Source organism: Pseudomonas sp. Sample_22, from assembly GCF_004307635.1.
Classification (GTDB): domain Bacteria; phylum Pseudomonadota; class Gammaproteobacteria; order Pseudomonadales; family Pseudomonadaceae; genus Aquipseudomonas.
The window spans coordinates 1-18,799 of record NZ_RCNY01000005.1 but is presented as its reverse complement, the minus strand read 5'-3'; the positions used below and the strand labels follow the sequence as shown (position 1 = coordinate 18,799).

The following is an 18,799-nucleotide window of genomic DNA, read 5'->3' as shown; positions in this document are numbered from 1 at the left end:
CTTCGCGCCCGAACGGGAGCAAGCTCCCTCGCCACAGGTGCCTGACTTAGGGTCTGATTTATGGGCCTGATTTAGAGGCCTGGCTCATGGGACTGACTCAGGTGCCAGGCTCCTTGCCCACCTCATAATCGCGTAACTTGTTGGCGATGGTGGTGTGCGAAACCCCCAGCCGCTTGCCCAATTGCCGACTGCTCGGATGTTCGGAGTACAACCGCTCCAGCACCGCTTTCTCGAAGCGCCCGACAATTTCGTCCAGCCCGCCTTCGAGCGAAAAATCGCCAAGCGGCTGACGCACGCCGTAGTCCGGCAACCGAATGTGCTCGGCTTTGACCGTACCGCCGTCGCACAGGGAAACCGCCTGGAACAATACGTTTTCAAGTTGCCGGACGTTGCCCGGCCAGTGGTAATGACTGAGCCTGTCCATGGCCGCTGGCGCCAGTTTCGGCAGCGGGCAACCGATCTGCCGACTCGCCTGGTCGAGGAAGTGCTCCACCAGCGGCGTCAGACCGTCGAGGCATTCGCGCAGGGGCGGAATGTGCAGCGACAGCACGTTCAGGCGGTGATAGAGGTCCTGGCGAAACTCGCCCCGCGCGCACAGTTCGGAGAGATCGACCTGGGTGGCGCAGATCACCCGTACATCCAGATAAACCTCTTCATCACTGCCTACGCGGCGGAAGCAGCCATCCTGCAGAAAGCGCAGCAATTTCACCTGCAGGCGCGGGCTCATTTCCCCGACGCCATCGAGAAACAGCGTACCGCCCGCCGTCAGTTCCAACAGCCCGAGCTTGCCCTCGGCACGCGCACCTTCGAAGGCACCCGGGCCGTAGCCGAACAATTCCGTCTCGGCCATGGACTCCGGCAGACCGGCGCAATTGAGCGCCATCAACGGCGATTGCCCGCGCGGGCTGGCCAAATGACAGGCGCGCGCCAACAGCTCCTTGCCGGTTCCGGTTTCGCCTTCGATCAATAGCGGCGCATCAAGGGGTGCCATGCGCCGCGCTTCGCGCACCACCGCGGCCATGACTTTCGAGCTTTGAAAGATGCTGTCGAAACCACGCAGCTCCTGCTTGCGCACGTTATAGATGCGTTCGCCCACCCGGTCGGCGCGGTGCAGCGTCAATACGGCACCGGCCATGGCTTCGCTGTCGTCATGCTCTGATTGCAGCGGCGCGATGTCGGCCAGGAACACGTCGCCCTTGACCTTGACCCGCAGCCCATTGATTCGCGACTTGTTGGCGCGCACCAGTTCCGGCAAATCGAAGTCCTCGGCATATCGAGACAGCGGAATCCCCGGCACTTCATCGACTCGAACACCAAGCAACTGCGCCGCCGCACGATTGGCCGCGACGATGGAGCCGCCCATGTCGATCGACAGCACTGGAAACTCCAGCGCACCAAGCAGCGCATTGAGCTCCATGTGCCGACGTTCGCTAGGCATCAGGCCTACACGCTTGACGCCAAACACCCCGCCAATCGCTTCGAATTTCGGACGCAAAGCCTGGAACTGAATGTTGATCAGGTTCGGACAGTGCAAGTAGATCGCGTTGCCATGCTCACCACCCACTTCACCGCGAGCGACGTTGATGCCGTACTCCACCAGCAGGTTGAGAATGTCACGCAGGATGCCGATGCGGTTCTGGCAGTGGACTTTGATACGCATATAAAGGCCCGAACAGTGGTGAATGAGGCCCACGGCAAGAATATTTCTGCTAGAGCGCTCAGTTAGTCGTCAAGATTATGTGACAGGTGGAGCGCTTTTCCCACCCACCAATCTCAACACCTGCGCGACAACCTATAAAACGTAACGAAAACTTTACGATATTTGGAGGATTTTCCTACGTACAACGGGGATCACCTGCTGCCATCGCGCAATTCATGGGTTATTTCTGGGTCCATAGCAGCACATAACAAGAATGAAATCCCTTAGCAGGAGAGCAGCATGAAGCAGACGCAATACGTGGCTCGCGAGCCCGATGCGCAAGGTTTTATCGACTACCCCGCCGAAGAACACGCGGTGTGGAACACGCTGATCACTCGCCAACTGAAAGTGATCGAAGGGCGTGCGTGCCAGGAGTACCTGGACGGTATCGAAAAACTCGGTCTGCCCCACGACCGCATTCCGCAATTGGGCGAGATCAACAAGGTCCTCGGTGAAACCACCGGTTGGCAGGTCGCCCGTGTACCGGCGCTGATCCCCTTCCAGACCTTTTTCGAATTGCTCGCCAGCAAGCAGTTTCCGGTGGCCACCTTTATTCGTACCCGCGAAGAGCTGGATTACCTGCAAGAGCCGGATATTTTCCACGAGATCTTCGGCCACTGTCCGTTGCTGACCAACCCTTGGTTCGCCGAATTCACCCACACCTACGGCAAGCTTGGTCTGCAAGCGACCAAGGAAGAACGCGTGTACCTGGCGCGCCTGTACTGGATGACCATCGAGTTCGGCCTGGTCGACACTCCACAAGGCCAGCGCATCTACGGCGGCGGCATTCTGTCCTCGCCTAAAGAAACCGTTTATTGCCTGTCGGACGAACCCGAACACCAGGCGTTCGATCCGCTGGAATGCATGCGCACGCCGTACCGCATCGACATTTTGCAGCCACTGTATTTCGCGCTGCCGAACCTCAAGCGCCTGTTCGACCTCGCCCACGAAGACATCATGGGCATGGTCAAGCAAGCGATGCAGATGGGTCTTCACGCACCAAAATTTCCGCCCAAACCAAAAGCCGCGTGATCCGTCGCTTTTAGAATCAAGTGAGCCTGTCAGAAACCGACGCTTTGCATTAGCGTGGGCGCTACTGACGGCCGATTTTCAACATTCGATTTCAGGAACACATCATGACCGCACTTACCCAAGCCCATTGCGAAGCCTGCCGCGCCGATGCTCCACAGGTCAGCGACGAAGAACTGCCGATCCTGATCAAGCAGATCCCGGATTGGAACATCGAAGTCCGCGACGGCATCATGCAGCTGGAAAAGATTTTCCTGTTCAAGAACTTCAAACACGCCCTGGCGTTCACCAACGCTGTCGGTGAAATCTCCGAGGCCGAAGGTCACCACCCGGGCCTGCTGACCGAATGGGGCAAAGTCACCGTGACCTGGTGGAGCCACTCGATCAAAGGCTTGCACCGCAATGACTTCATCATGGCCGCGCGCACTGACATCGTTGCCAAGGACGCCGAGGGCCGCAAGTAATGCACTTCGACGCCATCGGCCGCGTGCCCGGCGACCCGATCCTGGGCCTGATGGAGGCTTATGCGCAGGACCCGAATCCGCGCAAGTTCGACCTTGGCGTGGGCGTCTATAAGGACGCCCAGGGCCTGACGCCGATTCCGCAATCGGTGAAGCTGGCCGAGGCGCGCCTGGTGGAACGTCAGACCACCAAGACCTACATTGGTGGTCACGGCGAACCTGCATTTGGCAAAGCGATCAATGAATTGGTGCTTGGCGCCGATTCCAAGCTGATCGAGTCACAGCGCGCTGGCGCCACTCAAACGCCCGGCGGCACCGGAGCGTTGCGCCTGAGCGCTGACTTCATCGCCCAATGCCTGCCGGGTCGCGGGGTATGGCTGAGCAACCCGACCTGGCCGATCCACGAAACGATTTTCGCAGCAGCCAAGGTCAAGGTCAGTCATTACCCGTACGTGGGCAGTGACAACCGACTCGACGTCGACGGGATGCTCGCAGCGCTCAATGAAGCCCCAAAGGGCGACGTGGTGTTGCTGCATGCCTGCTGCCACAACCCGACCGGGTTCGATCTGTCCCACGAGGACTGGCGCCGGGTGCTTGAAGTTGTTCGCAGACGCGAGCTGCTGCCGCTGATCGACTTCGCTTATCAGGGCTTCGGCGATGGTCTGGAACAGGATGCCTGGTCCACCCGACTGTTCGCCGCCGAGCTGCCGGAGGTGCTGATCACCAGCTCCTGCTCGAAGAACTTCGGGCTGTACCGCGACCGTACCGGTGCGCTGATTGTCTGCGCGAAAACCGCCGACAAACTCACCGATATCCGCAGTCAATTGGCCAACATCGCCCGCAACCTGTGGTCGACACCGCCGGACCACGGTGCCGCCGTCGTCGCAACCATCCTCGGCGATCCGGAGCTCAAACGCCTGTGGGCCGACGAAGTGGAAGCGATGCGCCTGCGTATCGCCCAACTGCGCAGCGGTCTGGTGGAAGCACTCGAGCCCCACGGTTTGCGCGAGCGATTTGCGCACATTGGCGTGCAGCGCGGGATGTTCTCCTATACCGGCCTGTCGCCGGAGCAAGTGAAAAACCTGCGCGATCACCACAGCGTGTACATGGTCAGCTCAGGCCGGGCCAACGTGGCGGGGATTGATGCCACGCGTCTGGATTTGCTGGCCGAGGCGATTGCCAGCGTCTGCAAGTAAAATCGCAAATACTGCGAGTCCCTCTGTGGGAGCGAGCCTGCTCGCGATAGCGGTCAATCAGTCAACAACACCGTTGAATGACACACCGCATCGCGAGCAGGCTCGCTCCCACAGTTGTATGTGCGCGAATCTACCGATTTGTATAGACAACTCCATCCGTCGAAACAAATGGATATAAAAGTCCGATTGTCATTTTTAGTGCTGTATCCTGCCCAGGCTTTTTTAAAAGCGCGGATCTACCAGATCTATCAACAGACTTAGCGAGGAGCGCAACCATGCACGAGATTCCTAATCTCCCCTTCCCAAGCCTGCACGTACCTGAGCAGACGACCACGCAACAAGCCGGTGCCCAACAGCCCGAGCCAAAAGAAGCACCTGACAGCCGCCAGGCTGACAGAGAAGACTGAAACACCCGCCGTACAGACCGTGTGGAAAGCGCTAACATGCGCTTTCCACACTGCCTGAACGAGCCTTGAACCATGACCGATGAATTTAGCGAAGCCCAGGCCAGCGTCCTGATCGGCACCGCCGAGAAAATGATCGAGATCTGGAATCGCCTCTCCCCCGAGAAACAAGCCGCTTTGCTTGCCCGCTTCGGCACCGAAGAAAATGCCTTGGCTGCACTGGTCACCACGCAACTGGTTGCCCCTGCCAAGCCCGAGTGACACCGCCCGGCAAATAGTTTTACTTTTTCGCAACCCACGACAGCCAGCCCCGCTATCATAAGCAGCCTATCTATCCTGCTTTACCGTGGACCTTTACCCATGCCTGAACACCAGCGCCCCTTGGCGGTCACGCTGCAAGTTGTATCCATCGTCCTTTTTACCTTCATCGGCTACCTGAACATCGGCATCCCCTTGGCCGTATTGCCCGGTTATGTCCATAGCGACCTGGGCTTCGGCGCAGTGATTGCGGGCCTGGTAATCAGCGTGCAGTACCTGGCCACCCTGCTCAGCCGCCCGTATGCCGGGAAAATCATCGACAACAAAGGCAGCAAACTGGCGGTCATGTATGGCCTCGCCGGTTGTGGCTTGAGCGGTGTGTTCATGCTGATTTCAGCCTGGACGCAAAGCTTGCCGATGCTCAGCCTGATCAGCCTGTTGATCGGCCGCCTGGTCCTGGGCAGCGCGGAAAGTCTGGTGGGCTCGGGTTCAATTGGCTGGGGCATCGGCCGGGTCGGCGCGGCGAACACCGCCAAGGTCATTTCGTGGAACGGTATTGCCAGCTATGGCGCGCTGGCGGTCGGCGCGCCGCTGGGCGTATTGCTGGTCAGCAAAATGGGCTTGTGGAGCATGGGCGTCAGCATCGTGCTGCTGGCTGCGCTTGGCCTGCTGCTGGCCTGGCCGAAAACCGCCGCGCCCATTGTTGTCGGTGAGCGCTTGCCATTCATGCATGTGCTCGGCCGAGTATTGCCGCACGGCTGCGGCCTGGCCTTGGGCTCCATCGGTTTCGGCACCATCGCCACGTTCATTACGTTGTATTACGCCACGCAGCACTGGGACAACGCGGTGTTATGCCTGAGCCTGTTCGGTGCCAGCTTCATTGGCGCGCGCCTTTTGTTCGGCAACCTGATCAACCGCCTCGGCGGCTTTCGCGTGGCGATTGCCTGTTTGTCGGTAGAAACCCTGGGCCTGTTGTTGCTGTGGCTGGCACCCGACGCGTACTGGGCGCTGGCAGGCGCGGCTTTGACGGGTTTCGGTTTCTCGCTGGTGTTTCCGGCGCTCGGTGTGGAAGCGGTCAATCTGGTGCCCGCCTCCAGCCGTGGCGCGGCAGTGGGGGCTTATTCACTGTTCATCGATTTGTCGCTGGGGATCACCGGACCGCTGGCCGGTGCCATTGCGGCCGGTTTCGGTTTTGCGTCGATCTTTTTGTTCGCCGCGCTGGCGGCACTCAGTGGCCTGGCGCTCAGCGTCTACTTGTATCGTCAGGCTCCGAAGCTGCGTGAAACCCGGGATGCGCGCTAGAAATCGACCTTACCACGCCCGGCCTTGATGTTGCCGCGCTTGCTCTTGGATTCGAGCCGACGGGTTTTCGAGCCAAGGGTCGGTTTGGTCGGGCGGCGTTTCTTTTCGACCTTGGTGGCGCTCTGGATCAGCTCGACCAAACGCTCCAGGGCATCGGCGCGGTTCTGCTCTTGCGTGCGATATTGCTGGGCCTTGATGATCAGCACGCCGTCACTGGTGATCCGACTGTCGCGCAACGCCAGCAGCCGCTCCTTGTAGAACTCAGGCAAGGAAGACGCCGGAATGTCGAAGCGCAGGTGCACCGCGCTCGACACCTTGTTGACGTTCTGCCCACCCGCGCCCTGGGCACGAATGGCGGTCAACTCGATCTCGGCATCCGGCAGATGCACATTGTTGGAAATCACCAGCATGGAAAAACGTCCGTAGTCAGAGCGTGCAGGATACCGCGAATGATGCGCTGATAAACCTGTGGGAGCGGGCTTGCCCGCGAAGAGGCCGGCACATTCAATATTGATAGCGCCTGACACTCCGCCATCGCGGGCAAGCCCGCTCCCACAGGGTTTTGTGTGAAGCCTGAAAACAAAAAACCCGGCACTTGGCCGGGTTTGTTGTTTTTGCGCGGAGTTACTCCACCGCTGCCTGCATGGCACGCTGGGCACTGCGCTTGTTCTTGATGCCGTAGCAAACCCACATGAACACGACCCACACCGGAATCGCGTACACCGAGATCTGGATCCCCGGGATCATCAGCATCACGCCAAGGATGAACACCACGAACGCCAGGCAGACGTAGTTCCCGTACGGGTACCACAAGGCCTTGAACAACGGCGTCTGTCTGGTTTTGTTCATGTGCTGGCGGAACTTGAAGTGCGAGAAGCTGATCATCGCCCAGTTGATCACCAGGGTCGCTACTACCAGCGACATCAGTAGTTCCAGTGCGTTCTGTGGAATCAGGTAGTTCAGCAGGACCGCAATCAACGTCACCGCAGCCGACGCCAGGATCGAACGAACCGGCACGCCACGCTTGTCGATCTTCGCCAGAGCTTTCGGCGCATCGCCCTGTTCGGCCATGCCCAACAGCATGCGGCTGTTGCAGTAGGTGCCGCTGTTGTACACCGACAACGCCGCCGTCAGGACCACGAAGTTGAGGATGTGCGCGGCGGTGTTGCTGCCCAGCATCGAGAACACTTGCACGAACGGGCTGCCGCTGTAGGAATCACCGGAAGCGTTCAGGGTAGTCAGCAGGCTGTCCCATGGAGTCAACGACAGCAGGATCACCAGTGCGCCGATGTAGAAAATCAGGATCCGGTAGATCACCTGGTTGATCGCTTTCGGGATCACGGTTTTCGGTTTGTCGGCTTCGGCGGCGGTAAAACCGAGCATTTCCAGGCCGCCGAAAGAGAACATGATGATTGCCATGGCCATCACCAGACCGCTGACGCCGTTCGGGAAGAAGCCACCGTGGGACCACAGATTGCTCACCGCAGCCTGTGGGCCGCCGTTACCGCTTACCAGCAGATAGCTGCCCAGGCCGATCATGCCGACAATCGCCACGACCTTGATGATCGCGAACCAGAACTCGGCTTCGCCAAACACTTTGACGTTGGCCAGGTTGATCAAATTGATCAGCACGAAGAACGCTGCCGCGGTGGCCCAGGTCGGGATGTCCGGCGCCCAGTAGTGGATGTATTTGCCGACGGCTGTCAGTTCGGACATGCCCACCAGGATGTACAGGATCCAGCAGTTCCAGCCCGAGAGGAAACCGGCAAAACCGCCCCAGTATTTGTGTGCGAAGTGGCTGAAGGAACCGGCCACCGGCTCTTCGACAATCATTTCGCCCAGTTGGCGCATGATCATGAAGGCAATGAAGCCGCAAATGGCGTAGCCGAGAATCATCGACGGCCCGGCGGATTTCAGCACCCCGGCCGAACCGAGGAACAAACCGGTACCGATCGCGCCACCGAGGGCAATCAGTTGAATGTGGCGATTTTTCAGGCCGCGTTTCAGCTCGCCTGAATGCGAGTTTTGTCCACTCATGAAAAGGGTCTCACGCAAGGTTTGATGATGTTCAGAAGACGTTGCTGCTCAGCAAAGGCGTTAAGCGGCACCGATCAAACCCCAGCGCAGGCACCAGGAGTTCAGCGTATTTACAACGGTCATGCGTCACCTGTTTGTTTTTATCTGTGACGAAATCGAACCCGACACGCTCGTGACGCGGCGGAGTGAACAAGGCGGATAGCCTTGAGGTTTGCGCAGATGCGCAGGAGGTCACAGGTAAAACGCGCGCATTGTACACCGCTAACCCCCTGCTGCCAGACCCGCTGGACAAGCGTGTCTATGGCCGGGATTGCCCGTGTCCGTCCCGAACGAGTCGGACGGCTGCAAATAAAGGATCAGACCCTTGCGGATCAGCGACAGGGACGAATAACCAAACGCCCCTTGCGGAGAAATGAAAACGGATTGCGGCGTTCATTGCGCCTCCTTTTTGTTATGCACCTGCACGACAGGCATGGCGCGCATCTGACCCTGCATGGCGTATTGAAACAAGCGGGCTAGAGCGGTGAAAGATGGATGCGAGGCAATGGCGCGTAAGAATTTTCTTACGAAACCAAGGGGAAGGCGATTTCATGGGGTTTACCCGTTGATTTCGTCATGAAATCTTTACAGGCTGTAATTTTGGCTTTCCACCTTGGGCAACTCTGTGCTGCATATGGCGCCATCGCGGGCAAGCCCACAGGGATCTGTGTTTTATTCACTGTTTTGTACCCGGCATAGAACGCTGTGGGATTGAGCTTGCCCGCGATGAGGCCTTCAAAAACAGCACAGACATAAAGCCGGACGAAAAAAAACGCCAACCCGAAGGTTGGCGTTTTCACATGCAGCTTGTCGCCTGAAGCTTACCGCTGCTTCACTCCGGCTTGCGACGACCGAAGCCCGGGCGCTGACCCGAACCCGCTGGTGCACCACGGCGCTTGCCCGATGGCGTATCACCGTCGACCAGCTTGATCCCCGGACGCTTCGGCGCAGGCTTGGCCGGGCGCTTGGTGTCGGCCGGGCGATCCGCTACCGGCGTACCACGACCTTCGCCACGCTCGGTACGGCCATTGGCCGGACGCGGCGTACGCGGGCCGCGCTCACCGTCCTGACGGGCAACAGGCTTGCGACCTGGGCGCTCGCCTTCGATCTGCGGCTCACGGCTTGCACGTGGTGCGGCAGGTGCAGCGGCCGCGCCAGTGGCTGGACGCAAAGTCCGCACGCGCTCGGTCTTGGCCATCGGCCGCGACGATTTACGCTGCATCCGGTCAAGCTTGTCTTTGCTCTTGGCGTTCATCTGCGGCATTGCGACCGGCGTCAGGCCAACCTCGGCACTCAAAATGTCGACTTCGTACTGGCTCATTTCGCGCCAGCGACCCATCGGCAGGTCGGAGTTGAGGAACACCGGGCCGAAACGCACGCGCTTCAGACGGCTGACCACCAGGCCCTGGGATTCCCACAGACGACGAACTTCACGGTTACGACCTTCCATTACCACGCAGTGATACCAGTGGTTGAAACCTTCACCACCGGGTGCCTGCTTGATATCGGTGAACTTGGCCGGGCCGTCCTCAAGGACAACGCCAGCCTTCAGGCGCTCGATCATCTCGTCGTCGACTTCGCCACGCACACGTACCGCGTATTCACGGTCCATTTCGTAGGAAGGGTGCATCAGGCGGTTGGCCAGCTCACCGTCGGTGGTAAACATCAGCAGACCGGTGGTGTTGATGTCCAGACGACCGATGTTGATCCAGCGGCCCTCTTTAGGGCGCGGCATCTTGTCGAACACGGTTGGGCGGCCTTCCGGGTCGACACGGGTGCAGATCTCGCCATCGGGCTTGTTGTACATGATCACGCGGCGGACCGACTCGGCAGCCTCTTCGCGCTTGATCACCTTGCCATCGATGGTGATGGCGTCGTGCATGTCGACACGCTGACCAAGGGTGGCGTCTTTGCCGTTGACCTTGATACGGCCGTGGCTGATCCAGGCTTCCACGTCACGGCGCGAGCCGACGCCGATACGGGCGAGGACTTTCTGCAGTTTTTCGCCTGCTGGGCCGATTTCCTGGTCGTCTTTCTGGTCTTTGATACTCATCTGGGCACCTCCCGGTGTGTTCTGAAAACTGGGTACTCGGGCGAAGGGATCGCCGAAGGGTCGCGAATCATACGCGCATGCGGGCGTTTGCGCATCAGAGAGTAGCCGATCGATGGTGGCTTACTTAATTTTCCGCCGACCGGTGACCTCGATGGTTGCAAACCTTCTGTAGGAGCCGGCTTGCTGGCGATGGCATCACCACGGTGCATCGGAGGAATAGCGGTGATGCGATCGCCAGCAAGCCGGCTCCTACAGGGTTGTGTCAGTCTTCGAATTGGCGGCGTTCGACTTCGATGGCTTCGGCCAAGGCCAGGGCTTCGGCTTCTTCGTCGCTCAGTTCAGGCTCGGGTTTCGGCTGTTCCAGTGCGGCAACGGCAGCCAGGAGTTTTTCCCGGGCCTCGGCCACGCCGAGGATGTCGTCTTCCTGCTCGGGTTCAATTTCCGGCTCAGGTTCGATCTGCAAAACTTCAGTTTCGGGCTCGATGTCCGGCTGCTCCGAATCCAACTCAGGCGCCACGCCATCTCGCAACAAATCGTCGAAATCGGTCTTGATCCCCTCTTCCATGCTGTCCAGTTCCAGCAACAGCGTGTGGAAACTGGTTTCCTCCTTCGGCTCTTCCGGCTCGGCGCTGGCGTCCGCCAATTCCTGCAACGCCGCCGGAACAGGCGCGTCGTCGAAATCGAGCACAGGGTCGGGCTCCAGTTCGCGCAACTCCGCCAGCGGCGGCAGATCGTCGAGGTTTTTCAGGTTGAAGTGATCGAGAAACGCCTTGGTGGTGGCGAACATCGCCGGTTTGCCCGGCACATCGCGGTAACCGACAATACGAATCCACTCGCGCTCCATCAGCGTCTTGACGATCTGGCTGTTGACCGCCACCCCCCGTACATCTTCAATTTCGCCCCGGGTGATCGGCTGTCGATAGGCGATCAGGGCAATGGTTTCGAGCATGGCCCGCGAATAGCGCTGCGGTCGTTCCTCCCACAAGCGACCGACCCACGGCGAAAACTTCTCGCGGATTTGCAGACGATAGCCGGAAGCGACTTCTTTCAACTCGTACGCCCGGCCATCGCAAGACTTGCCGAGAAGGGTCAGGGCTTTCTTGAAAACCGCCGGCTCCGGCCGTTCGCCCTCTTCGAAAAGTTCGAACAGACGGTCCAGGGATTGCGGCTTTCCCGAGGCCAACAGAAAGGCTTCAAGCAATGGCGCCAGCTCGCGGGGTTCACTCAGGTTCATGATTAAACTCGTTATTCGGCTCGGGCTCGGACATGGATCGCGGCGAACGGCTCATTCTGCACCAACTCGACCAAGGATTCCTTGACCAGTTCGAGGACGGCCATGAACGTCACGACAACCCCCAGGCGCCCTTCTTCAGCGGTGAACAGCTCGACGAACGGCACGAAACCGCCGCCTTTGAGCCGTTCCAGTACATCGCTCATGCGTTCGCGGGTCGACAGTGCCTCGCGGCTGACCTGATGGCTTTCGAACATGTCGCCGCGGCGTAACACTTCCGCCATCGACATCAACAACTCTGACAAGCGCACATCCGGCAACAACTTGCGCGCCCGTGCCTCCGGGGCGTCGAGCTTGGGCACCAGCACATCGCGACCCACACGACTCAGGCCGTCGATGCCTTCGGCCGCAGCCTTGAAACGCTCGTACTCCTGCAAGCGGCGGATCAGTTCGGCACGCGGATCCTCTTCCTCTTCCTCGACGGTTTCGGCCCGCGGCAGCAGCATTCGCGACTTGATCTCGGCCAGCATCGCGGCCATCACCAGATATTCGGCGGCCAGTTCCAGGCGCACCGACTGCATCAGTTCGACATAACCCATGTATTGGCGGGTGATTTCCGCCACCGGGATGTCGAGGATGTTGATGTTCTGTTTGCGGATCAGGTACAGCAACAGGTCGAGCGGGCCTTCGAAGGCTTCGAGAAAGACTTCCAGCGCATCCGGCGGGATGTACAGATCCAGCGGCATTTCCATGACCGCCTGGCCATAGACCATGGCGAAGGGCAGCTCTTGCTGGGCTCCGGCCTGACTGTCGACGGGTTCTACTGCAGACATCTACGCCTCGGCCATGAACGGCGTTGGATCGCCGCAACCGACGCGGATCACTTCCGGTTCGCCATCGGCGAGGTTGATCACCGTGGAGGCCTTGATTCCGCCGAAACCGCCGTCGATGATCAGGTCGACCTGATGCTCGAGCAATTGGCGCATTTCATAAGGATCGAACATCGGATCGGTTTCACCGGGCATGATCAGGCTCACGCTCATCAGCGGCTCGCCGAGTTGGTCCAGCAACGCCAAGGCGATCGGATGGCTCGGCACCCGCAGGCCGATGGTGCGTTTTTTCGGGTGCAGCAACAGCCGCGGGACTTCACGGGTGGCGTTGAGAATGAAGGTGTACGGCCCCGGCAGATGAGCCTTGAGAATGCGGAAAGTGCCGGTATCGATCTTGGCGAACAGGCCCAGTTGCGACAGGTCGCTGCAGATCAATGCGAAGTTGTGCTTGTCGTCCAGGCCACGCAAACGGCGCACACGCTCCACGGCGACCTTGTCGCCGATCTGGCAACCGATGGCGTAGGAGGAGTCCGTGGGATAAATCACCACCCCGCCGCTACGGATGATCTCGACAGCCTGTTTGATCAGGCGCGCTTGCGGGTTTTCCGGATGAATCTGGAAAAATTGACTCACATTCTCTACCTGTTCAGACGGCGGCAATAACTGGGTCATGTTTGAATCGGCACCACAGGGGTGGCAGATCCTCCGGGAGCGGGCGGTACTCACCGATTTCCGACCACCCGCCCGGGCCATGGAAATCACTGCCGGCGCTGACCAGCAGACCGAACTCGCGAGCCAGGATGGCCAGGCTGCCCACTTGCTCGGCGGGCTGATAGCCATTGACCACTTCGATCGCGTGGCCGCCTGCTTGAATATAGTCGGCAATCAGGCGACGACGCTTGCTGCGAGTGAACTCGTAATGCCAAGGATGGGCCAGACTGACCCAGGCCTTGGCCGCGCGCAGGGTTTCGACGGTGTCTTCAAGGGTCGGCCAGTGTTGCTTGACGTCGCCCAGCTTGCCGGCACCCAGCCATTTGCGGAACGCTTCGGCGCGATCCTTTACAAAACCTTCGCGGACCATCCAGTCGGCAAAATGCGGCCGGGCCGGAGCGTTGCCACTGTCGCCCAGCTCCTGCTGGATCTGCCGGGCGCCTTCCAGCGCCCCCGGCATGCCTTTCAACGCCAGTTTGCGACTTATTTCTTCGGACCGTAGCCAGCGGCCATCGTGCAATTTGGCAATCGCCTCGACCAATGGCGCGGCATGGACGTCGAAACCGTAGCCCAGCACATGAATGGTCGCCCCGCCCCAGGTGCAGGACAATTCGATGCCATTGACCAGTTGCATTCCCAGCGCATCCGCCGCTTCGCGGGCCTCGGCGATGCCTTCAAGGGTATCGTGATCGGTCAAGGCCAGGACTCGCACGCCTTTCTCGAATGCACGCGCAACCAGTACCGCAGGCGCCAGGGCGCCATCGGAGGCCGTGCTATGGCAGTGCAAATCAACATTCACAGGGCTTTGTAACCTCAAATCAGCTGGCGCTATCGCGCGCCCATATGTTTGTTATTATGCCGCCACATCCTGCTTCTGGCTGCCACTGTGAAACAATTCATCGATTTCATCCCGCTCCTGCTGTTTTTCATCGTCTTCAAAATCGATCCACGGGTCGTCGACATCGCCGGCCATGAGGTAACTGTAGGCGGTATTTACAGCGCTACCGCGATGCTGATCATCAGTTCGCTGGTGGTCTACGGCGCGCTGTTCATCAAACAGCGCAAGCTGGAGAAGAGCCAGTGGCTGACCCTCGTCGCCTGTCTGGTCTTCGGCAGCCTGACCCTGGCCTTCCACAGCGAAACCTTCCTCAAATGGAAGGCGCCGGTGGTCAACTGGCTGTTCGCCCTGGGCTTCATCGGCAGCCACTTCATCGGTGACCGCCTGCTGATCAAACGCATCATGGGCCACGCGCTGACGTTGCCGGAACCTGTCTGGACGCGCCTGAACATCGCCTGGATCGTGTTTTTCCTGTTTTGCGGTGCCGCCAACCTGTTCGTCGCGTTCACCTTCCAGAGCTACTGGGTCGACTTCAAGGTCTTCGGCAGCCTGGGCATGACCTTGCTGTTCCTGATTGGCCAGGGCATCTACCTGTCCCGTCATCTGCACGACGCCGATACCCCATCGCCAAAAACCGAGGACTGACATGCTTTACGCAATCATTGCCACAGACGTCGCCAACTCCCTGGAAGCCCGCCTGGCCGCACGGCCTGCGCACCTTGAGCGTCTGCAAGTGCTCAAGGGTGAAGGTCGCATCGTTCTGGCCGGTCCACATCCGGCTGTCGACAGCAATGATCCGGGCGCAGCGGGTTTCACCGGCAGCCTGATCGTCGCCGAATTCGATTCGCTGAGCGCCGCACAAGCCTGGGCCGATGCCGATCCGTACATCGCCGCAGGCGTCTACGCCAGCGTTCTGGTCAAACCGTTCAAGCAAGTCCTGCCGTAACGCCTCCCTCACGCGGTGAACCTTATCGGTTCATCGCGTTCTCAAGCGCTCATTATTCCCGTTTGCCGGCCGACAACTTCCCAATACTCGTATTGGAATGAGGAGTCGCGATGCGCAAAGGTCCGTTGTGTCTGTTGTTGGTCACGTTGTCGATCATGGCCCCCGCCCACGGTGAGGAAAGCTCCGAGGGTGGCAATTCGACGCCTTTGTCCCTGAGCGCCGGCAGCCAGATCAACGAGTTGCAGCAACGCTTGAAAGAAAGCGAACGGCAACGGGAAGAACTGAGCAAACAATTGCAGAATGCCGATGGCGAACGCGAAAGCGCCCAGCTGACCCGGTTGCGCCAGGAGAACCAGCGCCTGAAGCTGCAACTCAAGGAGGCCCAGGCCGGCAGTGCGTTGCCGCGTTTGCTGACCGATCAGCAACAGTGGTTCGTCATTGGCGCCGGGGTAGCGCTATTGGCCCTGCTCTGCGGTATCTTCGCCAGTGGTGCACGGCGAAAACGTCGACAATGGCTAAATTGAGTGAGTCATGAGCGAACTGTTATTAATTGATGATGATCAGGAGCTGTGTGAGCTTCTGAGCAGTTGGCTGAGTCAGGAAGGCTTTCAGGTTCGCGCCTGCCACGATGGCCAGAGCGCCCGTCGTGCGCTGGCTGAAACCTCTCCGGCGGCCGTGGTTCTGGATGTGATGCTGCCGGACGGCAGCGGCCTGGAACTGCTCAAGCAGTTACGCAGCGATCACCCGGACCTGCCGGTGCTGATGCTCTCGGCCCGCGGCGAACCCCTGGATCGCATCCTGGGTCTGGAACTGGGTGCCGACGATTACCTGGCCAAACCGTGCGACCCGCGTGAACTGACCGCCCGGCTGCGCGCCGTGTTGCGTCGCAGCCATCCGGCCGCGGTGTCCAGCCAATTGGAACTGGGCGACTTGTGTTTCAGCCCGGTACGCGGTGTGGTCAGCATCGATGAAAAGGAACTGACCCTGACGGTTTCCGAAAGCCGTCTGCTCGAAGCCCTGCTCAAGCAGCCCGGCGAGCCACTGGACAAACAGGAACTGGCGCAAATCGCCCTCGGCCGCAAGCTGACCCTGTATGACCGCAGCCTGGACATGCACGTCAGCAACCTGCGCAAGAAAATCGGCCCGCACCCCGATGGGCGTCCACGCATCGTGGCGCTGCGTAGCCGCGGTTATTACTACAGTCTCTGAACCCAACCCGATTGACTGTGGGAACTGGCTTGCCTGCTATGGGCCTTGAGCCATGCGTCGTAAACCATGACGCCATCGCTGGCAACCGGATCCCACAGGGTTTTGTTTTGTCAGGAAGGTAGAAAACCATCTTTACCCAAGCCTTACACTCCGCTGACTGCCGCTGACCTTGATCTGCGTAATCTGTACTCATCCGGAACGTACCGGGAATGAGACAAGGAGATTCACCATGCGCAAGACCCTAATCGCTCTGATGTTCGCTGCCGCCCTGCCCACCGTCGCCATGGCCATGCCTGAAGGTCACGGCACGATGGATGGGCCGATGGATAGCCCGCGCCACGGCGGCCAGATGCACGGGATGCACGGTAAAGGCCCCTACAGCCAACTGGACCTGAGCCGCGAACAGCGTGAGCAGATCCGCAAGATCATGGGCGAGCAGATGCATGAGCGTAAGCAACTGGTCGACAAATACCTGGAGAAACTGTCGCCAGCCGACCAGAAAGCCATGAAGGACGAAATGGCCGCCAACCACAAAAAAGCGGAGGCTGATGTCCGCGCCTTGCTGAAACCGGATCAGCAGAAGAAATTCGACGAAATCCAGAAAAAGCAAGCTGAGCGTCGCGCCGAATGGGCTGAATTCAAGGCCTGGAAAGCGCAACAACCGCAAAAAGCGCAATAATGCGTTAACCCGGACCCAACTGCTGAACACCGTTGGGTCTGATGTTGTTGATTTCCATGTAGGAGTGAGCCTGCTCGCGATAACGGAGTGTCAGTTGATACAACTATTGACTCACACACCGTTATCGCGAGCAGGCTCACTCCTACAATGATTCGTGTCTGGTTGAGGGCTTTCTGTGCGTTCATTGTTCTGGCGGATCCTGGCCAGCTTCTGGCTGGCCATCGCTCTGGTTGCAGGGCTTTCCATTCTGCTCGGGCACATGCTCAACCAGGATGCCTGGATCCTCAGCCGCCACCCGGGCCTCAACACCCTGGCGCAAGAGTGGACGCAAATATACGAATCTCAAGGTGAGGACGCAGCACAAGATCTGCTGCAGGAACGCAAGCGCCATTATCACATCGACGTTCAGGTGCTCAACGAAAGTGGCGACCCAGTGGTTCGCGGCACCTTCCCCCGCCGCGCGGCAGCCTTCGAAGCACGGCAGAACAACGATGACCGCCGCCTGCCCTGGCGTCGTCTGACCGACGAATACACCAGCGAAAAAACCGGCGATACCTACCTGCTGATCTACCGCATTCCCCATCCGGAACTCGATGCCTGGCACCGCGACAGCCTGCTCTGGCCATTGAGTGCGCTAGGGATCGCGCTGGTGGTGCTGACCCTGTTCAGCCTGTTCGTGACCCTCTCCATCACCCGCCCGCTCAGCCGTTTGCGCGGCGCCGTGCATGATCTGGGGCAAACCACCTATCAGCAGAACAGCCTGGTCAAGCTGGCCAATCGCCGCGATGAGTTCGGGGTGCTGGCCAACGACTTCAACCGCATGGGCGCACGCCTGCAAAGCCTGATCGGCAGCCAGCGGCAATTGCTGCGTGACGTGTCCCACGAATTGCGCTCCCCCCTCGCCCGCCTGCGCATAGCGCTGGCATTGGCCGAACGGGCCACGCCTGAAGAACGGGAAAAGCTCTGGCCGCGCCTGACCCGTGAGTGCGACCGGCTCGAAGCACTGATCAGCGAGATTCTGGTATTGGCGCGAGTCGATGCCGACAACGCCAGCGCCGAAGAGGTGGATCTCAACGGACTGCTCAACGCCCTGCAAAAGGATGCTCAACTGGGCTCACCTGACCAACTCGTGCATCTGGAAGCCGAACCACAATTGAATCTCACCGGCTGGCCGACCATGATCGAGCGCGCCGTGGACAACCTGTTGCGCAACGCCCAGCGTTTCAATCCCCCAGGGGGGCTGCCGATTGAAATGCAGGCGCTACGTCATGGCGAGAAAATTGTCGTGACCGTGCGCGATCATGGGCCGGGGGTAAACACCGAACACTTGAATCAGCTCGGTGAGCCGTTCTATCGGGCACCCGGGCAGACAGCGCCCGGGCATGGCCTGGGTCTGGCCATCGCCCGGCGTGCGGCGGAGCGGCATGGCGGGAGCCTGGTGCTGGCCAATCATCCTGAGGGGGGATTCATTGCCAGCCTGGAATTTCCGCTGGTGCCAGGGGCCGTCGCCTAAGTGATGATCGTTCCTACGCTCTGCGTGGGAATGCCTCAAGTCACGCTTCGCGTTCCAATGGGACGCAGAGCGTCCCGGGCTGTATTCCCACGCAGAGCGTGGGAACGATCTTTACCCGGCTGGCCAGGCGCTGACGAATTCGGCCAGATCGACCTTGATGATCGTTCCCACGCTCTGCGTGGGAATGCCTCAAGTCACGCTCCGCGTTCCAATGGGACGCAGAGCGTCCCGGGCTGCATTGCCACGCAGAGCATGGGAACGATCTTTAACCGGCTGGCCAGGCGCTGACGAATTCGGCCAGATCGACCTTGATGATCGTTCCTACGCTCTGCGTGGGAATGCCTCAAGGGACGCTCCGCGTTCC

The 18,799-nt window shown here is 59.7% G+C and carries 21 protein-coding genes; 12 read left to right on the top strand and 9 right to left on the bottom strand.

Annotated features, from left to right (window positions below; all coding sequences use genetic code 11):
- Positions 1 to 97: 97 nt before the first annotated feature.
- Positions 98 to 1,660, bottom strand: coding sequence for a sigma-54-dependent transcriptional regulator (locus tag D8U73_RS00780; protein WP_056853040.1), 1,563 nt, complete (start codon positions 1,658 to 1,660; stop codon positions 98 to 100).
- Between the two features lie 279 nt (positions 1,661 to 1,939).
- Here D8U73_RS00780 and phhA point away from each other — a divergent pair, with 279 nt between their 5' ends.
- The 6 genes from phhA (at position 1,940) to D8U73_RS00755 (ending at position 6,349) form a co-directional block, all read left to right on the top strand.
- Positions 1,940 to 2,731 carry a phenylalanine 4-monooxygenase gene (gene phhA / locus D8U73_RS00775; RefSeq protein WP_056853041.1) on the top strand — a complete coding sequence of 264 codons (792 nt, stop codon included), beginning with the start codon at positions 1,940 to 1,942 and terminating at the stop codon, positions 2,729 to 2,731.
- 104 nt (positions 2,732 to 2,835) lie between these two features.
- On the top strand, positions 2,836 to 3,192 hold the full coding sequence (locus D8U73_RS00770) for a 4a-hydroxytetrahydrobiopterin dehydratase (protein WP_056853042.1): 357 nt from the start codon (positions 2,836 to 2,838) through the stop codon (positions 3,190 to 3,192).
- Positions 3,192 to 4,385 (top strand): amino acid aminotransferase, encoded by a 1,194-nt coding sequence (locus tag D8U73_RS00765; protein ID WP_130903468.1) that lies wholly within the window; start codon positions 3,192 to 3,194, stop codon positions 4,383 to 4,385. The genes D8U73_RS00770 and D8U73_RS00765 overlap by 1 nt, the downstream gene beginning before the upstream one ends.
- Positions 4,386 to 4,660: 275 nt before the next feature.
- The gene (locus tag D8U73_RS29645) at positions 4,661 to 4,792 is read left to right on the top strand and encodes a hypothetical protein (protein WP_269083288.1); all 132 of its coding nucleotides are present in this window, start codon (positions 4,661 to 4,663) and stop codon (positions 4,790 to 4,792) included.
- A gap of 72 nt (positions 4,793 to 4,864) precedes the next feature.
- Positions 4,865 to 5,050 (top strand): hypothetical protein, encoded by a 186-nt coding sequence (locus D8U73_RS00760; protein ID WP_056853044.1) that lies wholly within the window; start codon positions 4,865 to 4,867, stop codon positions 5,048 to 5,050.
- 99 nt (positions 5,051 to 5,149) lie between these two features.
- Complete coding sequence (locus tag D8U73_RS00755; protein ID WP_056853045.1) at positions 5,150 to 6,349, top strand: MFS transporter; 1,200 nt, start codon at positions 5,150 to 5,152, stop codon at positions 6,347 to 6,349.
- On the opposite strand, the gene arfB is transcribed toward D8U73_RS00755, so the two are convergent.
- The 8 genes from arfB to D8U73_RS00710 all read right to left on the bottom strand — a co-directional run bounded on the left by arfB (position 6,346) and on the right by D8U73_RS00710 (position 14,049).
- The gene (gene arfB / locus D8U73_RS00750; protein ID WP_056853046.1) at positions 6,346 to 6,759 is read right to left on the bottom strand and encodes an alternative ribosome rescue aminoacyl-tRNA hydrolase ArfB; all 414 of its coding nucleotides are present in this window, start codon (positions 6,757 to 6,759) and stop codon (positions 6,346 to 6,348) included. The two genes, D8U73_RS00755 and arfB, sit on opposite strands and share 4 nt — an antisense overlap.
- A gap of 214 nt (positions 6,760 to 6,973) precedes the next feature.
- On the bottom strand, positions 6,974 to 8,386 hold the full coding sequence (locus tag D8U73_RS00740) for an amino acid permease (protein WP_056853047.1): 1,413 nt from the start codon (positions 8,384 to 8,386) through the stop codon (positions 6,974 to 6,976).
- 563 nt (positions 8,387 to 8,949) lie between these two features.
- A complete protein-coding gene (locus tag D8U73_RS00735; RefSeq protein ID WP_130903467.1) occupies positions 8,950 to 9,225 on the bottom strand; it encodes a hypothetical protein in 276 nt (91 codons plus the stop codon).
- 32 nt (positions 9,226 to 9,257) lie between these two features.
- The gene (rluB, locus tag D8U73_RS00730; RefSeq protein ID WP_130903466.1) at positions 9,258 to 10,478 is read right to left on the bottom strand and encodes a 23S rRNA pseudouridine(2605) synthase RluB; all 1,221 of its coding nucleotides are present in this window, start codon (positions 10,476 to 10,478) and stop codon (positions 9,258 to 9,260) included.
- A gap of 262 nt (positions 10,479 to 10,740) precedes the next feature.
- On the bottom strand, positions 10,741 to 11,712 hold the full coding sequence (gene scpB / locus D8U73_RS00725; protein WP_130903465.1) for an SMC-Scp complex subunit ScpB: 972 nt from the start codon (positions 11,710 to 11,712) through the stop codon (positions 10,741 to 10,743).
- An 11-nt stretch (positions 11,713 to 11,723) separates the two neighbouring features.
- Positions 11,724 to 12,422, bottom strand: a complete 699-nt coding sequence (locus tag D8U73_RS00720; RefSeq protein WP_177336555.1) for a ScpA family protein — start codon at positions 12,420 to 12,422, stop codon at positions 11,724 to 11,726.
- 120 nt (positions 12,423 to 12,542) lie between these two features.
- A complete protein-coding gene (locus D8U73_RS00715) occupies positions 12,543 to 13,172 on the bottom strand; it encodes an L-threonylcarbamoyladenylate synthase (protein ID WP_130903464.1) in 630 nt (209 codons plus the stop codon).
- Positions 13,173 to 13,185: 13 nt separating this feature from the next.
- Complete coding sequence (locus D8U73_RS00710; protein WP_056853052.1) at positions 13,186 to 14,049, bottom strand: PHP domain-containing protein; 864 nt, start codon at positions 14,047 to 14,049, stop codon at positions 13,186 to 13,188.
- An 87-nt stretch (positions 14,050 to 14,136) separates the two neighbouring features.
- Between D8U73_RS00710 and D8U73_RS00705 the strand changes: the two genes are divergently transcribed.
- The 6 genes from D8U73_RS00705 (at position 14,137) to D8U73_RS00680 (ending at position 18,435) form a co-directional block, all read left to right on the top strand.
- Positions 14,137 to 14,733, top strand: coding sequence for a septation protein A (locus D8U73_RS00705; RefSeq protein ID WP_056853053.1), 597 nt, complete (start codon positions 14,137 to 14,139; stop codon positions 14,731 to 14,733).
- 1 nt (position 14,734) lies between these two features.
- Positions 14,735 to 15,034, top strand: coding sequence for a YciI family protein (locus D8U73_RS00700; RefSeq protein WP_056853054.1), 300 nt, complete (start codon positions 14,735 to 14,737; stop codon positions 15,032 to 15,034).
- Between the two features lie 110 nt (positions 15,035 to 15,144).
- A complete protein-coding gene (locus D8U73_RS00695; RefSeq protein WP_056853055.1) occupies positions 15,145 to 15,558 on the top strand; it encodes a hypothetical protein in 414 nt (137 codons plus the stop codon).
- A 7-nt stretch (positions 15,559 to 15,565) separates the two neighbouring features.
- Positions 15,566 to 16,243, top strand: a complete 678-nt coding sequence (locus D8U73_RS00690) for a response regulator transcription factor (RefSeq protein WP_056853056.1) — start codon at positions 15,566 to 15,568, stop codon at positions 16,241 to 16,243.
- Positions 16,244 to 16,472: 229 nt separating this feature from the next.
- Positions 16,473 to 16,922 (top strand): LTXXQ domain protein, encoded by a 450-nt coding sequence (locus tag D8U73_RS00685; RefSeq protein WP_130903463.1) that lies wholly within the window; start codon positions 16,473 to 16,475, stop codon positions 16,920 to 16,922.
- A gap of 175 nt (positions 16,923 to 17,097) precedes the next feature.
- The gene (locus D8U73_RS00680) at positions 17,098 to 18,435 is read left to right on the top strand and encodes a HAMP domain-containing sensor histidine kinase (RefSeq protein ID WP_130903462.1); all 1,338 of its coding nucleotides are present in this window, start codon (positions 17,098 to 17,100) and stop codon (positions 18,433 to 18,435) included.
- Positions 18,436 to 18,799: the final 364 nt, after the last annotated feature.